Here is a 13,662-nt window from a genome sequence, read left to right on the forward strand (position 1 = left end):
TGGGGCAGCCGTCGACAGCACAGACTCAAGTGATTCATCGGATTGGATGTAATCCTACGAGGCGCCACGCACCGCTCTCATACGTCGCGAGCATGACGTTTCCGGTGTCGGACGGCTGCGTTGATTCACGGATTTCGAACCCTCCCGCGTCAAAATAGGCAATCCTTGCCTGCTGAACCTGCACAATGACCTGGTACTGGCCATCAGCTTCCTTTGCGAAAGTGGTGCTCAATGATGGAGTTTCAATGTGGCCCCCGACCAGCCATCGATCGCTTGCATAGTTTTTCGCCAGAGAACTCACGATATTGGAACAGAACACACAGGTTGGAGACGTGACAGCGTTCAGTCCTGACGAAACTCCCGTTTCGTAGGCGAAATTCAACTGGCTGAACCAGTACCGCGCGAACGCCTCTAAGCCTTCCTTCGTCTCCGCTTTCGCAGCATCGGGCAGCACCGGAACGGGTACGTTCTGCGCTCGTCCAGAGGCATCGGCCGGTCGGTAGCTCGCAGTGGGCGTCGGGGTGGGCGTCGGGGTCGGCGGCGGCGGCGGCGTCGGGCTCGAAGACTCCGACGATGCAGTTGCGCCGGGCGTTGTTCCCCCGGCGGTGCAGGCCGTGACCGGCACAAGGGACAACGCGAGCACAACAGCGCAGACGCGCTTGCGGACGAACAATGAGGTGCGAGATGTCATGGTCAGCTGTTCCCCCGATAGAAATCAAGACGCCTGAAGCCAAACAATGCCTTAAGGGTAACCGACGTCACATTTTGGACGTCCAAGTTATCCACAAGCGTTCGATTGAGGACAGGGATGGCCCAGACAAGGCGAACGGCAACAGGCTACGGCGAGCGTCCGACAGTTTGCCGGCGCCCGCGGACGGCTGCAAACTCGCGCTGGCTTTCCCCCTTTAGCCTCTAGCGCTTTTCTACCGGAGTCAGAACAATGAACCCATGATGTTCGAACATGCAGACGGAAACCCTATCCTCGTCCTCGATGAGGATCAGAGCTGGAAAATGATTGAGGGCACTCAACACGGCAGGCTTGTTGTCTTCGTGGCCAACGAACCCGATATCTTTCCGGTCAACTATGCCGTGAGCCACCGGAAGCTCTACCTCCGGACGGCGCCCGGCAACAAACTCGCGGAACTGACCATCAATTCCAAGGTCTTGTTCGAAACGGATGGCATCCTCTCCGACGAGGCATGGTCGATTGTTCTTCGCGGAACGGCACGGGTGCTGGACCAGTCCGCCGATATCGCAGCCGCGGAGGCACTGGGCCTCAAGCCGTGGGTTCCTACCCTGAAGGACTTTTACGTCGAGATCGAACCGACTTCGGTCAGCGGGCGCCATTTCCAGTTCGGCGAACACCCGGAGCGGGAGATCTAGCAACCGCTCGACGCCGGCCAAGACCACCTGGACGCAACCCATGGCGGACAAGCTGACTCCCGAGCAGCGCAGCGCGAACATGTCGCGCATCCGGAGCACAAACACTAAGCCTGAACTACTGGTCCGGAAATTACTCCATGCCAGGGGTTACCGCTACCGACTGCACGGCACCGCCGGTGGCGGCCGGCTGCCGGGCAAGCCGGATCTTGTCTTCGCGAGCCGGCGCAAAGTCATTTTCGTCAACGGCTGCTTCTGGCACTTTCACAACTGCCGGGTCGGGCAGCACGCGCCCAAAACCAATGCGGAGTTCTGGGGCACCAAACGCGAGAGAACGCGGAACCGCGACGTCGAACAACGCCGTCAGCTTGAAAGCTCCGGCTGGGACGTCCTCACCGTCTGGGAATGTGAACTCAAGGACCTTTCAGTGCTGGAAGAGCAACTCCACGATTTCCTGCAGGCAAGCCACCGCCGCGCGCGCGGTGGCCTCGACGGCGAGAACCGCTGATAGTCAGTCCGCTCCGCGAAGACTGGAAGCCAGGGCGACGACTCCAAAAAAACTTCTTCCGGCTTCACGAGACAGACCGATGTGCCTCAGGTAACATCACTCTCTGGGGGACGCGGACACTACCGGTCCGCGATTACACGTACCAATATCCCCCGGGAGCACCAAATGCCGAAGTTACTGATGTCCACAACATCGCTGCGGACATCAAGCCGGCCGCCGAGGTCATTCCCCGGCTCCCTGCGGCAGGAGTACCGCCGGTCCCCCGAGGTCGACTCCGACCTTGGCCCCCTGCGCCTCCAGGTTTCCGGGATTATTGATTCGATTCTCGCTGACACGAAGCCCGAAGAGGCGGCGGTCCGCGAAAAGCTCCGCTGGCATGTAGCGAACCACCCCGGCCAGCCGGAGAAAGCCCTCTTGAGCCATCTGCTGTCTGTCTCCGTGCAAGCGGAAGCCGGTTAGCAAAGCGCCGGTCAGCGTCCGATACTCGCCTGACGCACCACTTCGCCCCAGGACTGCTGAGCGAGGTCCGCGATGGAGGCCAGGATTTCCGCTGGCGGCTGCGACAGGTCGAGCGGAAACTCCACCACATCGATGTCAGTGTTGAGGATCCGGCGCAGCTTGATCTCCCCCGCCCCCGGGTAGATGAGCCACGCCGTCGGAACCCGCAGCGACGTGCAGTACGCCAGCATCCGGTAGTGGTCCCCGGACAGCGACGCCCCGGCGTCGGCAGCGGCCTGGTACCTGGCGTCGTAGACCATCACCGGGCGTCCGCCAAGCAGGTGGACAGCACCGGGTTGCACCACGATCCGGTCAGAGTCGCGGACGGCCTCATTGAGCAGCGCGTTGTACCGCAGCCGCATCTCCCCCGGGAATACGGCCATAGCCTCGCGGAGCGCCGTACCCACAAAGTCCTCGAACACCACGGACATATCAACAACAAACGACGCCGACTGTTGGGTACCGTCCCCGGCCTCCGCCGAAGAATGGCGCAGGATGACTTCGGCCAGCCGCAACGCGGACTGGTATCGCGTGTTCATCCGGCTGGCCCGCCACACCGGCAGGGGCGCACCGGACTGCAGGCGGGTCACGGCCGCGAGCTTGCCCTTGAGCTGGCGGAGCCGGCTCAGCACGTCCGGCCGCACACCCGAAACCTGGGACATCCGCTCCAACGCCGCCCGCAGGATACGGTTTTCGGCGATATCCTCGGTGAACTCGTCGTAGGAAACTTCAAGGGGCACCAGCATGCCGGGCCGGCGCGAGATCTGGTCCGACATCCGAATCCGCCCTTTGACCGTCCGGAGCGATTCATCAACATTCAGGTAGCCCTGCAGCACACCTCGGCTGAGCGCCCGGTCCGAGAGCTGGGCGAGCGACTGTGCCAGCGCGCTCCACAGATCCGCCTCTTCCACCGCTGTGACGGTATCCTCCCGGAACCCCTGATCCCCGGCGTAGCCGAGCAGGAACAGCAACCGGGCCAGGCCCAGCCGCTCCTTGGGCCGGACCTCAAGCTGCACCGTCGGGGTGCGCACCGCACCGATCTTCCCTACGGGCTCGATCCGGTAGATGCCCATGCCCATCGGCGAGGACTTGGCCAGGCCGCTGCCATTAATATAGGCCGCGCTGGCCGGGTCAAGCCGTTCCACCACACCGCTGGAAAGCTCGTCCAGGACAACCCTGCGGATCGGCGCGGAACCCGCCACACCGTGGCCTGCCCGGCCGGGCTGGCTAGACGCGCGCAAGGCGGTCAAGGAGCTGGTCAAGTCCGAACCGCTCCTGAAGCTGCGCACGGTTCAGCTGCCCATGGTAATGCTCCTCCAGCAACGGCATCAGCTCGTACTTCCAGATCCGCCGCAGGCCCTTGGACGTCTGCGCGGACGGCTTCATAAAATAGGACGGACCGATCATCAGATCCCGGTCCCACTCATCGATGGCGTCATTGAGGGCGTCCATCAGCAGGGCCGGCGTCGTATCCAGGTTCCGGGCTTGCAGGAAACGCAGCAGCGTTCCCTGCACCGGCGCGGTCTCGGGGTGGAGTTCGATGAAGGAGAAGCGGCGGCGAATGGCGGCGTCCATCATCGCAATGGACCGGTCAGCGGTGTTCATGGTGCCGATGATGTAAAGGTTGTCCGGCAGTGTAAAGGGCTCGTTGGGGCTGTACTGCAGGTAAATCCGGTCATCGCGGTATTCGAGCAGGAAATACAGCTCACCGAAAACCTTCGCCAGGTTCGCCCGGTTCATCTCATCGATGATCAGGAAGTACGGCTTGCTCTCGTTTCCCGGCTTCGCGGCTTCCTCGGCGATGCGGCGCAGCGGCCCGGCCACGAGCTTAAAGGACACCTGGCCCTCGTCGGTTTTATCCGGCCTGAAGCCCTCAAAGAAGTCCTCATAGGCGTACGAAGGGTGGAACTGCACCAGCTTGACGCGTTCGTCGGTGGTGTCGCCGGCGAGCTGGGCGGCAAGGTGCTTGGCCAGATACGTCTTGCCGGTTCCGGGCGGCCCGTACAGCACCAACTGGCGGTTCTCCTCCAGCAGTTCGGCGATCTCCTGCAGCGGCTCCAGGTCCATGTGCAGCGACTGAGCGAACTCCGGCGTCAGCGGGCGGAACCCTTCACAGGCAGGTTCGACGACGGCGGCCGGTTCTACACCCTCGCTTGGCCCGGCTTCCGCTTCAGCGGGCAGCAGTACCTCCAGCGCCTGGATGACTCGGGTGATGTCGACGACGATCCCGGAGGTGGCGAGTTGCCGCTGAACATGACGGGGCAGTTCGGTCATGGTGTGTGCCTCGTCGAACCAGCGGACCTTCCGGCCCAGCCGGCGGTTGTCGTCACGGTGCTCAGGTTCACCGAGGACGACCCCCAACCGCACAGTGCCCGAGCTCTGATACAGGGCCAGGTCGCCGGGCTTCATCACCCCCAAAAAGGCGAAGACGGCGGTCTTGGTGTCTTCCCGTTCAACGTAGCCGAGGTGCTTGTAGTCCTCGTCGACGGCGTGCTGGACCAGCCCGGCGGTAACACCGGGGTCCAGCAGCCGCAGGTGCTCAACATCGAGCGTGATCGATTCCTCGGCCTGCCAGCTGCTGAGCAGCTCGGCGTTGTCGTGGTGGGTGCGCAGCAGCCAGGCCCGGCGCCCGGGGTCACCAACCTTGCGCCACTGGCTCACCAGCTGCCGGGAGTACCAGTCGATCCGTTGGCCGGCCTGTTCGTCGAGGTGCAGGCGGATCCGGTGGATGTCCGCGGAGATCTCCTCGTCGCTCTCGCCCTTCGCCCCACCTACGAGGGACGCGAAGGCATCACGGATCTCCTGGCGTTCGACGTCGGCCACAACTGGTTCGAAGTAGCTGGGCCAGACCAGGAATTCGATGCTGCGGCGGATGGCCGGCTGGTCATCGGGTGTGCCGGCAACCAGCTGGTGGAAGGCCAACGGGTCCTTCACCGCGGCCGCAACTTCACCGGCAGGACGCCGGGCAACATGCTGAACCAGCCGGCACAGCCAGCTCAGGTGGTCCCAGATGGTCCAGTTGAATTCCGCGGTGCGGTCCCGGATGACGCCATGGTCCGTCATGCCCGCGTACAACTCGATTGGCAGTTCCAGGGGCGGCTCCAGCCAGGTAGCCGCTTCGGCCACCCGCGCCCTTTTGACCTTGAGGGATTTCACCTCATGTGCCAACGGCAGGGACTGTAGGAAGAGCAGTTCGACGGCCAATTGCTTGGCACCCCGGGAGGCGTCCTGCAGGTTCTGCCGCAGGTTGGTCATCATGGGCGCCTTGGGATCCGGGACCCCGCGCTCAAGGCGACCCAGCAACTCCGTGGCCGCCGGCACCGACCATGTTTTGGTGCGGCCGTCCAGGGCAGACGCTTTGCCCAGCAACCCCGGCCCCAGCACAAACCAGGCCGCATCTTCGATCTCCTTGGAGATGCCGAGGGCGCGGTGCATGGCAGGCTTTTTGGCTGGGGTCATGCCTTCAATTTACAGGCTTAAGCTGAACGCCGGCATCATCGGGGAGCCCGAAAGTACCGACCGGAGGCTGAGCGTGTTTCCGGCGCTGGTTGCTACTTGGCGGCCGTGCGCTTGACGCCAAAAGTGAAATAGCTGCCCGGGCCGACGAAGTTGACCAGGGTCGCCACCCGCCACATCGTTTTGCTGCCTCGGATTTGTTCGGCCGGCCGGCGTGAGATATCCCGCTGGGCGGCGACCAGTAAGGAGAGCTGAACAACAGCCGCGGTCACCGTTCCGACCTTCGCCATCGGCGTGAGCTCTTTCCAGGTCTTCTTCTGGGCTTTTTTCTTGCCTTTGTTCGCCATTAGCTGTCCTCGTTTGTTGACCATAAGATGCACTCCTTGGCTCCCGGGCCGGGTGCCGAGGCTTGTCCATCCTAGGGACGATAGCTCGGCCCAAGTAGAGGCTATGGGACCGGTTTTTCGGAATCCGCAGGATCCGGAGTGAACCGGGCGAGCATCGCCTTTTGCTCCGGAGTCAGCCGCAGCACCCGCCCGGTGGCCTCGTCGACAAACGCCAGATGGCTTGAGGCCCGGACGCAGTCCTCCCGGGTCACGGGGTCCTGCACCAGATAGTGGATGTCAAAGCTGGCGCCCTTGATCGCACCGATCCACAGCTGGACTACCGCCGGCACGTTGCGGTACTCGAGGGTCCGGACGTAGCGGATTTTGTGGTCCACGATCAGCGCCAGGGTTCCCTCCGGGACCTCGTTGAATAGCGAGACCGGCGGCTCTACACCTGGCCGCCCCGACCCTCTGGGCGGCCCGAAGGCCGCGATTCGGGCTTCCTCCAGGATCCGGACGATCTGGACGTTGTTGATATGGCCGTAGGCGTCCATGTCGCCCCAGCGCATGGGAATCTGAACCTCGATGCGCCGGGACGCGGCAAGGTGGCCGGCGGCGCTCAGCTGCGCGCCGCCGTCGTGTTGTCGGCAGTATTCTCCGAAAAAGCCGTCTCGGCGTCTTCACCGGCGAACTGGGACATGTACAGGCGGTAGTAGGCACCTTTGAGTTCCAGCAACCGGGCGTGTGCACCCTGTTCAACGATCCGGCCGGCCTCCATCACCAGGATGGTGTCGGCGTCACGGATAGTGGAGAGGCGGTGGGCAATCACGAAGCTGGTGCGATCGGTGCGCAAGGCGGCCATGGCCTTCTGAACTAGGACTTCGGTGCGGGTGTCCACCGAGCTGGTGGCCTCGTCCAGGATTAGCAGCGAGGGGTTCGCCACGAAGGCACGGGCAATGGTGATCAGCTGCTTTTCGCCGGCGCTGACATTGTTGCCCTCCTCGTCGATGACGGTGTTGTAACCGTCCGGAAGGGCCCGGACGAAGCGGTCCACGAAGGTGGCTTTCGCCGCCTCCAGCACCTGTTCTTCCGTCGCGTCCAGCTTGCCGTAGCGGATGTTGTCGTAAATGGTGCCGCCGAACAACCACGCGTCCTGCAACACCATGCCAACCTTGGACCGCAATTCCGCTCGGCCGAGCTGCGTGATATCCGCCCCGTCCAGGGTAATGCTGCCGCCCTGGAGCTCGTAGAAGCGCATCACAAGGTTCACCAGGGTGGTCTTGCCCGCACCGGTGGGGCCAACAATCGCCACGGTGTGCCCGGGCTCAGCGGTGAAAGACAGGTCCTCGATCAGCGGTTTGTCCGCGGTGTAGCTGAAGGTGACGTGCCGGAAATCTACGTGGCCATCGGTCTTGGCGGGCAACTTTTCGGTGGCGGTCTCGGCCTCTTGTTCCTCGGCGTCGAGGAATTCAAAGACCCGCTCCGCTGAGGCGACGCCGGACTGCAGCATGTTCGCCATACCTGCCATCTGGCCCAGCGGTTGGGTGAACTCGCGGGAGTACTGGATGAACGCGGTGGCGTCGCCCAGGCTCATCGCGCCGGAGGCAACCCGCAGTCCGCCGACGACGGCGATGCCGACGTAGCTGAGGTAGGACACAAACTGCATCACGGGCATGATCATCCCGGAGACGAACTGTGCACCGAAGCTGGCCCGGTAGAGCGCTTCGTTACGCTCGTCGAAGCGGTCCAGCATGTCCGCGTCGCGGCCGAACACCCGGACGAGGTCGTGGCCGGAGAAAGACTCCTCGATCTGGCCGTTAAGATCCCCGGTGTTCTTCCACTGGGCGGCAAAAAGCTTTTGGCTGCGGGAACCGATAATGCCGGCAGCCACTGCGGAGAGCGGCAACGCCACGAGGGCGATAAGGGCCAGCTGCCAGGACACGATGAACATCATAATAACAATGCCGATCACCGTCAGCGCCGAGTTCACGAGCTGGGCGAAGGCCTGCTGCAGCGCCTGCTGGATGTTGTCGACGTCGTTGGTCACCCGCGAGAGGATGTCGCCGCGCTGGCGGGTGTCGAAGTAGTTCAGCGGAAGCCTGTTCAGCTTCTTCTCGGTGTCGTCGCGCAGTTGGCGGACCACCCGCATGACCAGGATGTTCAGGACGTAGCCCTGCAGCCAGAGGAAGATGTTGGCCACGAAGTACATCACCAGGACCACGCTGATCAGGGAAGCCAGCCGCTGGAAATCCACGCCCACACCCGGGACAACGTTCATCCTGGCGAGCATGTCCGCGAAGTTGTCCTGGCCCTGGTCGCGGAGGCCTGCGACGAACTGCTCCTTGGTGCCGCCGGCGGGCAGCTGTTTGCCAATGACTCCAGCGAAGATCACGTCCATGGCCTGGCCGAGGATCCGGGGCGCCACCACGTTGAGGACGACGGCGACCGTCACCATGGCGAGTACGGCGGTGATGCCGGCCCGTTCGGGTTTCAGCAGGGACATCAACCGCTTCGCGGAAGGCCAGAAGTGCTGGGCTTTCTTCGCCGGCAGGTCGCCGAACATACCGCCGTCGGCCTCGCCCGGGGTGTATTCCTCTTCTACAAAGTCGTCTTCCGGCTCCGTGTCCGGGGCTGGCTGCCTGGAGTGCAGCGAAACCTTCTCGTTGGTGCTCATGCCACGGCCTCCGCGGTCAGCTGGGATTCGACAATTTCCTGGTAGGTGCTGGAACTCTGCAACAGCTCCTTGTGTGTGCCGCGGTCCACGATCCGTCCTTTGTCGAGGACCAGAATCTGGTCCGCGTCGGCGATGGTGGAGACGCGCTGACCGACAATGATTACGGTCGCGTCCGCCGTCTTGGCCTTGAGTGCGCGCCGGAGCCTCGCGTCAGTGGCGACGTCGAGGGCGGAGAAGGAGTCGTCAAACAGGAACACTTTGGGCTCCGTGACGAGGGCCCGGGCAATGCAGAGGCGCTGGCGCTGGCCGCCTGAGACGTTGGTGCCGCCCTGGGAAATCCGTGAGCCGAGTCCATTCTTCTTCTCACGCACAAAGTCGGCTGCCTGGGCCACGGTCAGGGCGTCCCAGAGCTGCTCATCCGTGGCCTCGGGCTTGCCGAAGCGCAGGTTGTGCTCGACGGTCCCGGAGAACAGGTACGGCCGCTGCGGCACCATGGCCACGCGCTGCGTAATCTCCGCGCGGTCCAGATTGGTAACGGGGACGCCGTCGAGCAGCACCTCACCCGATTCTGCGTCGTAGAGGCGGGGCAGCAGGGACAACAGGCTGGTCTTGCCGGCGCCGGTGGAGCCGATGATCGCGACCGTCTGCCCGGGCTCGGCGGTGAAGCTGATCCCGCTCAGCACCGGCGCTTCGGCGCCGGGGTAGGCGAAGGAAACGTTCCGGAACTCGACCCGGCCGGCTTTCCTGGCCGGCGTCACCGGGGTGAGGGCCTCGCGGATGGAGGGTTCGACGTCGAGCACCTCACCAATGCGGTCCGCGCACACCGACGCACGGGGAATCATCATCGCCATAAAGGTGCCCATCATTACGGCCATCAGGATCTGCAGGAGGTACTGCAGGAATGCCGTCAGCGAGCCGACCTGCATCTCGCCCGCGTCGACCCGCTGGCCGCCGAACCACAGCACGGCCGCGGTGGAGATGTGCAGGATCATGCCGATGGCGGGGAACATAAGCACAAACAAGGCACCGATCTTCAGCGACACGTCGGTGAGTTCCTTGTTCCCGGCGCCGAACCGTTCCGCCTCATGCGGTTCGCGGACGAACGCGCGGACAACGCGGATGCCGATGATCTGCTCGCGCAGGATGCCGTTGAGCCGGTCAATCTTCTTCTGCATGGTGCGGAACAGCGGCATCAGCCGGACCACAAGGTAGCCCACGACAGCCACAAGCACCGGAACGGCAACCCACACCAGCCAGGACAGGCTGAGGTCTTCGCGGAGGGCCATTATGATCCCGCCGATGCACATGATGGGTGTGGCCACCATAAAGTTCAGCCCCAGCAGCATAAGCATCTGCACCTGTTGGACATCGTTGGTGCCGCGCGTGATCAGGGTTGGGGCGCCAAAGACGTTGACGTCCTTTGCGGAGAAGCCCGTGACCTTCCGGAACACGCCGCGGCGCAGGTCTCGGCCGAACGCCATCGCCACCTTGGATCCGAAGTAAACTCCGGCGATCGCGGTGACCACCTGGACCAGTGCGACGACGAGCATCACCCCGCCGGTCCGCCAGATGTAGTCCGTATCGCCGCGCGAAACGCCCTCGTCAATGATCTGGGCATTCAGGCTGGGAAGATACAGCGCCGCGATGGTGGATGCGAGCTGGAAGAAAATGACTGCACCGATGGATGGCAGATACGGCCTCGAGTAGCGCCGGATGAGGGTGACAAGCATGCCCACGAGTCCTTAGGAATGATGAATAGTTGCGGCTGGAAATGAGTCCGGGAAGGGGACATTGTCTCGATGTACCCAGTATTAGCAGAGGGGGCTGACAGCCGTCGTCATCCCACTCTACGAAATGACCCGCCAGCGCGGAACAGCGGCGAGGAAAAATCATCCAATCGGCGTACTCTTCGGCCGGCTGCACGACTGAAGGCTCCGCCGCCGCCCCTGGTGGGGGCAGGCGCGGAGCCTTCAGCCGACGTTACCGGCAGGACCTGCCCGGCCGCTGCGCGTTCCTGCTGCTAGTCGGTCCGGTGCCGTCCGTGGGTGGCGATGTAATCGGCCGCAGCGCGCTGCAGCTTGCGCTGTTTGGCCAGCTGCCGGCCCAACGCCGTGAGTTCCCCGGCGACACGGGCTTGCTCCGCCGCAATCACACGCTGCTCGGCAGCCTGTTCGTTCACGGCGTGCAGCGCCTCGGCCAGTTGGAGTTGCTGCTCGGCAAGCAGCCGTTGGGTCTGCAGCAACACGGGTACTACGTCGGCTGCCTCAGGCCGGTCCTCGGCGAGCAGGGTCCGGGACCGCTGGCGGCCGCCTTCCCTATCGCCGGGCTCGGCGGACTCCCCCGGGCGGGGCGAGGAATTGGCAGCCACACCGGCCTCCCGGCGGGCGGCGTCGGGAAACCGGGATTCGGCGCGCTCCCGGCTGAGGACCTCGATAAACTCCCGGTCCAAGTCGACGATGCCGGATCCGACGGCGGGGCCAATCGTGCCAGCGTCCTTCGGACCATTCCGCGGAGCATGCCCCAGGGCAGCGTCCGCAGCTGCGTCTCCTGCCTGCGCGGCGGGCTCAGGCCGGATATCAACGGTGCGACGCAGGGGGCGTTCCTTGATAAACAGGACGGCTACAAGAGCCACGAGGCCGACGATGGCCGAAATCAGGAAAACCTCCGCGATCGCGTCACCGTATGCCGCCCGCATAATCTCACGCAGCGGTGCCGGCATGTCCTTGAGGTCCATGGTGGCCCCCGCCGACCCCGCCGGCACCTGGATTCCGGCGGAAGCGAGCCCCTCGGTGACGAGCTGCTTGACCCGGTTGCCCAGGACGGCGCCAAGGACCGAGACGCCGATGGCGCCGCCTACGGACCGGAAGAAGGCCACGGAGGCGCTGGCCGTACCGATGTCCTTGGCCTGGACAGTGTTCTGCACGGCGAGGACGAGGTTCTGCATCAGCAGGCCCAGGCCCAAGCCCAGGATGGCCGTAAAAATACCGGTCATCCACAGGTCGGTGGTGTGGTCCATGCTGCCGGCAAGGCCGAGGCCGCCCACCAGGAGGATGGAGCCGGCGGTCAGGTACCGTTTCCACTTGCCGGTGCGGCTGATGAGCATACCCGAGGCAACCGAACCGATCAGGTTGCCCGCGATCATGGGCAGGGTCAGCAGGCCGGCTTCGGTGGGGCTGGCACCGCGTGCCACCTGGAAGTACTGGCCAAGGAACGTCGAGGAGCCGAACATGCCCACGCCGACCGCTACCGAGGCGAGGATCGCGAGGGCTGTGGTCCGCTCGGAGATGATCTTGAGCGGGATGATCGGCTGGGATACCCGAGATTCCACCAGTACCAACAGGCCAAGGAGCACAACGCCGCCGCCCACCATGGCGACCGACTGCCATGACCACCAGTCGTAGTAGTCGGGGTTGCCGGCGAAGGAAACCCAGATGAGCAGCAGGCTGACGCCCGAGGTCAACAGGATCGAGCCGAGCCAGTCGATCTTGGCCGGGCGCTTGACGTGCTGGATCTTCAAGGTGACCTGGAGCAGGATCAGGGCGACGACGGCGAGCGGGACGCAGACGAAGAAGGTCCAGCGCCAGCCCAGCGGACTGTCCACAATAAAACCGCCGAGCAGCGGGCCGCCGGCTGTGCCGACGGCCATCACGCCGCCCATGTAGCCGGAGTACTTTCCGCGGTCACGTGGCGGAATCATGGAGCCGATGATGGCCTGGGCCAGGGCGGTGAGGCCACCCATGGCGATGCCCTGGATGACCCGGGCGGTCAGCAGCAGCGGGATGGTCTCCGACAGCCCGGCCATCACGGAGCCGGCCACAAAGATCACGATGCTGAGCTGGACCAGGACCTTTTTGTTAAAGAGGTCCGCCAGCTTGCCCCAGATCGGGGTGGTGGCCGCGTTGGCCAGGAGGGCAGCCGTAATCACCCAGGCGAAGTCCGTCTGGGTGCCCTTGAGCTCGGACATAATGGTGGGAAGCGCGTTGGCAACAATCGTGCTGCTCAGGATGGCGGTGAAGAAGGCAGCCAGCAGACCCGTCAGTGCTTCCATGATCTGGCGGTGGGTCATTGCCGCAGGTTCTCCGGCGGGATGGGACGGGCGCGGGGACCCCGGCTGATCATCCGACCGGGCCGGGGACGGCCCTGTCGCGGCAGCGTGGTTAGCCATGTATCTACTCCTTAACAGTTTCGGTCGTATTCGTGGGTCCGGCCGTCGTTGCCCGGGCTGAGGTCCTGAGGGACTCAGCAAGTTTCTTCAGGGTCCGCGCCGTGAGTTCGACGTCGTCCTGGTTCCAGTCCTGCAGCAGGCCCTGGATGGTTGCAGTGCGGTGGTCCTCGATGACCCGCAGCTTCTCCGCACCGGCCGCCGAGAGGGCGATCAGCTGGGCGCGGCCATCCTCGGGGTCCGGCCGGCGGACCACGTAACCTTGCTCTTCGAGCTCGGCGATATGCCGGCTGAGCACGGGGGCGCTGACGCCGAGCCGCTCCGCAAGGTGGGTGGCCCGGGATTCGCCCTCCCCGACAAAACGGAGCACTCCCTGCAGGGCCACCCCGGTGTCCTGGCCGCGAAGGTTGGCTGCGGCAACACAGCGGACGGCGCGCTGAAGGTCAAAGATCTGGTAAACGAGTTTGGCTGCGGCATTGGATTCAACGGTCATGGCGGACACCCCTCTTTTGTTTGCCCTAGGCAACTATATAGCAAAATTGGTTACTTCGGGAAACTAACCCTGTTCGGAGCGGCCCCAGGGGCGCCATAACGCGCTGGCGCGTCGAAAGAAGTGCCCGTTAAACGCCAAACGCGGGCCGGCCGCGTCGACCCATCA

General features: G+C 64.0%; 12 protein-coding genes. 3 read left to right on the forward strand and 9 right to left on the reverse strand.

Annotated features, from left to right (window positions below; genetic code table 11):
- Window positions 1–34: 34 nt before the first annotated feature.
- Window positions 35–691 carry a DUF6318 family protein gene (locus tag ABIB49_RS08000; protein ID WP_354156906.1) on the reverse strand — a complete coding sequence of 219 codons (657 nt, stop codon included), beginning with the start codon at window positions 689–691 and terminating at the stop codon, window positions 35–37.
- A gap of 257 nt (window positions 692–948) precedes the next feature.
- Between ABIB49_RS08000 and ABIB49_RS08005 the strand changes: the two genes are divergently transcribed.
- The 3 genes from ABIB49_RS08005 (at window position 949) to ABIB49_RS08015 (ending at window position 2,347) form a co-directional block, all read left to right on the forward strand.
- Entirely contained in the window at window positions 949–1,383 is a 435-nt protein-coding gene (locus ABIB49_RS08005; RefSeq protein WP_226776434.1) for a pyridoxamine 5'-phosphate oxidase family protein, read from the forward strand.
- Between the two features lie 40 nt (window positions 1,384–1,423).
- Complete coding sequence (locus ABIB49_RS08010) at window positions 1,424–1,888, forward strand: very short patch repair endonuclease (protein WP_226776433.1); 465 nt, start codon at window positions 1,424–1,426, stop codon at window positions 1,886–1,888.
- A gap of 165 nt (window positions 1,889–2,053) precedes the next feature.
- Window positions 2,054–2,347 (forward strand): hypothetical protein, encoded by a 294-nt coding sequence (locus tag ABIB49_RS08015; RefSeq protein ID WP_226776432.1) that lies wholly within the window; start codon window positions 2,054–2,056, stop codon window positions 2,345–2,347.
- Between the two features lie 11 nt (window positions 2,348–2,358).
- Here the strand turns inward: ABIB49_RS08015 and ABIB49_RS08020 are convergent, their stop codons facing one another.
- From ABIB49_RS08020 to ABIB49_RS08055, 8 genes are all read right to left on the reverse strand, one after another.
- Window positions 2,359–3,588 carry a 5-methylcytosine restriction system specificity protein McrC gene (locus ABIB49_RS08020; protein ID WP_354156943.1) on the reverse strand — a complete coding sequence of 410 codons (1,230 nt, stop codon included), beginning with the start codon at window positions 3,586–3,588 and terminating at the stop codon, window positions 2,359–2,361.
- A gap of 25 nt (window positions 3,589–3,613) precedes the next feature.
- A complete protein-coding gene (locus tag ABIB49_RS08025; RefSeq protein ID WP_354156907.1) occupies window positions 3,614–5,845 on the reverse strand; it encodes an McrB family protein in 2,232 nt (743 codons plus the stop codon).
- Between the two features lie 92 nt (window positions 5,846–5,937).
- Entirely contained in the window at window positions 5,938–6,213 is a 276-nt protein-coding gene (locus ABIB49_RS08030) for a hypothetical protein (protein ID WP_354156908.1), read from the reverse strand.
- A 77-nt stretch (window positions 6,214–6,290) separates the two neighbouring features.
- The gene (locus ABIB49_RS08035) at window positions 6,291–6,737 is read right to left on the reverse strand and encodes an acyl-CoA thioesterase (RefSeq protein ID WP_226776428.1); all 447 of its coding nucleotides are present in this window, start codon (window positions 6,735–6,737) and stop codon (window positions 6,291–6,293) included.
- A gap of 50 nt (window positions 6,738–6,787) precedes the next feature.
- Window positions 6,788–8,842, reverse strand: a complete 2,055-nt coding sequence (locus tag ABIB49_RS08040; RefSeq protein ID WP_354156909.1) for an ABC transporter ATP-binding protein — start codon at window positions 8,840–8,842, stop codon at window positions 6,788–6,790.
- A complete protein-coding gene (locus tag ABIB49_RS08045) occupies window positions 8,839–10,572 on the reverse strand; it encodes an ABC transporter ATP-binding protein (RefSeq protein ID WP_226776427.1) in 1,734 nt (577 codons plus the stop codon). The genes ABIB49_RS08040 and ABIB49_RS08045 overlap by 4 nt, the downstream gene beginning before the upstream one ends.
- 290 nt (window positions 10,573–10,862) lie before the next feature.
- Window positions 10,863–12,908 carry an MFS transporter gene (locus ABIB49_RS08050; protein ID WP_354156910.1) on the reverse strand — a complete coding sequence of 682 codons (2,046 nt, stop codon included), beginning with the start codon at window positions 12,906–12,908 and terminating at the stop codon, window positions 10,863–10,865.
- Between the two features lie 103 nt (window positions 12,909–13,011).
- Window positions 13,012–13,497, reverse strand: coding sequence for a MarR family winged helix-turn-helix transcriptional regulator (locus tag ABIB49_RS08055; RefSeq protein WP_354156911.1), 486 nt, complete (start codon window positions 13,495–13,497; stop codon window positions 13,012–13,014).
- Window positions 13,498–13,662 lie beyond the last annotated feature (165 nt).

The organism is Arthrobacter sp. UYCu512 (genome assembly GCF_040547075.1).
Taxonomy (GTDB): domain Bacteria; phylum Actinomycetota; class Actinomycetes; order Actinomycetales; family Micrococcaceae; genus Arthrobacter.

Coding starts and splice junctions, on each gene's coding strand:
- ABIB49_RS08000 (WP_354156906.1), bottom strand. CDS start 691: ATGACATCTCGCACCTCATTGTTCGTCCGCAAGCGCGTCTGCGCTGTT.
- ABIB49_RS08005 (WP_226776434.1), top strand. CDS start 949: ATGATGTTCGAACATGCAGACGGAAACCCTATCCTCGTCCTCGATGAG.
- ABIB49_RS08010 (WP_226776433.1), top strand. CDS start 1,424: ATGGCGGACAAGCTGACTCCCGAGCAGCGCAGCGCGAACATGTCGCGC.
- ABIB49_RS08015 (WP_226776432.1), top strand. CDS start 2,054: ATGCCGAAGTTACTGATGTCCACAACATCGCTGCGGACATCAAGCCGG.
- ABIB49_RS08025 (WP_354156907.1), bottom strand. CDS start 5,845: ATGACCCCAGCCAAAAAGCCTGCCATGCACCGCGCCCTCGGCATCTCC.
- ABIB49_RS08030 (WP_354156908.1), bottom strand. CDS start 6,213: ATGGTCAACAAACGAGGACAGCTAATGGCGAACAAAGGCAAGAAAAAA.
- ABIB49_RS08035 (WP_226776428.1), bottom strand. CDS start 6,737: ATGCGCTGGGGCGACATGGACGCCTACGGCCATATCAACAACGTCCAG.
- ABIB49_RS08040 (WP_354156909.1), bottom strand. CDS start 8,842: ATGAGCACCAACGAGAAGGTTTCGCTGCACTCCAGGCAGCCAGCCCCG.
- ABIB49_RS08045 (WP_226776427.1), bottom strand. CDS start 10,572: ATGCTTGTCACCCTCATCCGGCGCTACTCGAGGCCGTATCTGCCATCC.
- ABIB49_RS08050 (WP_354156910.1), bottom strand. CDS start 12,908: ATGACCCACCGCCAGATCATGGAAGCACTGACGGGTCTGCTGGCTGCC.
- ABIB49_RS08055 (WP_354156911.1), bottom strand. CDS start 13,497: ATGACCGTTGAATCCAATGCCGCAGCCAAACTCGTTTACCAGATCTTT.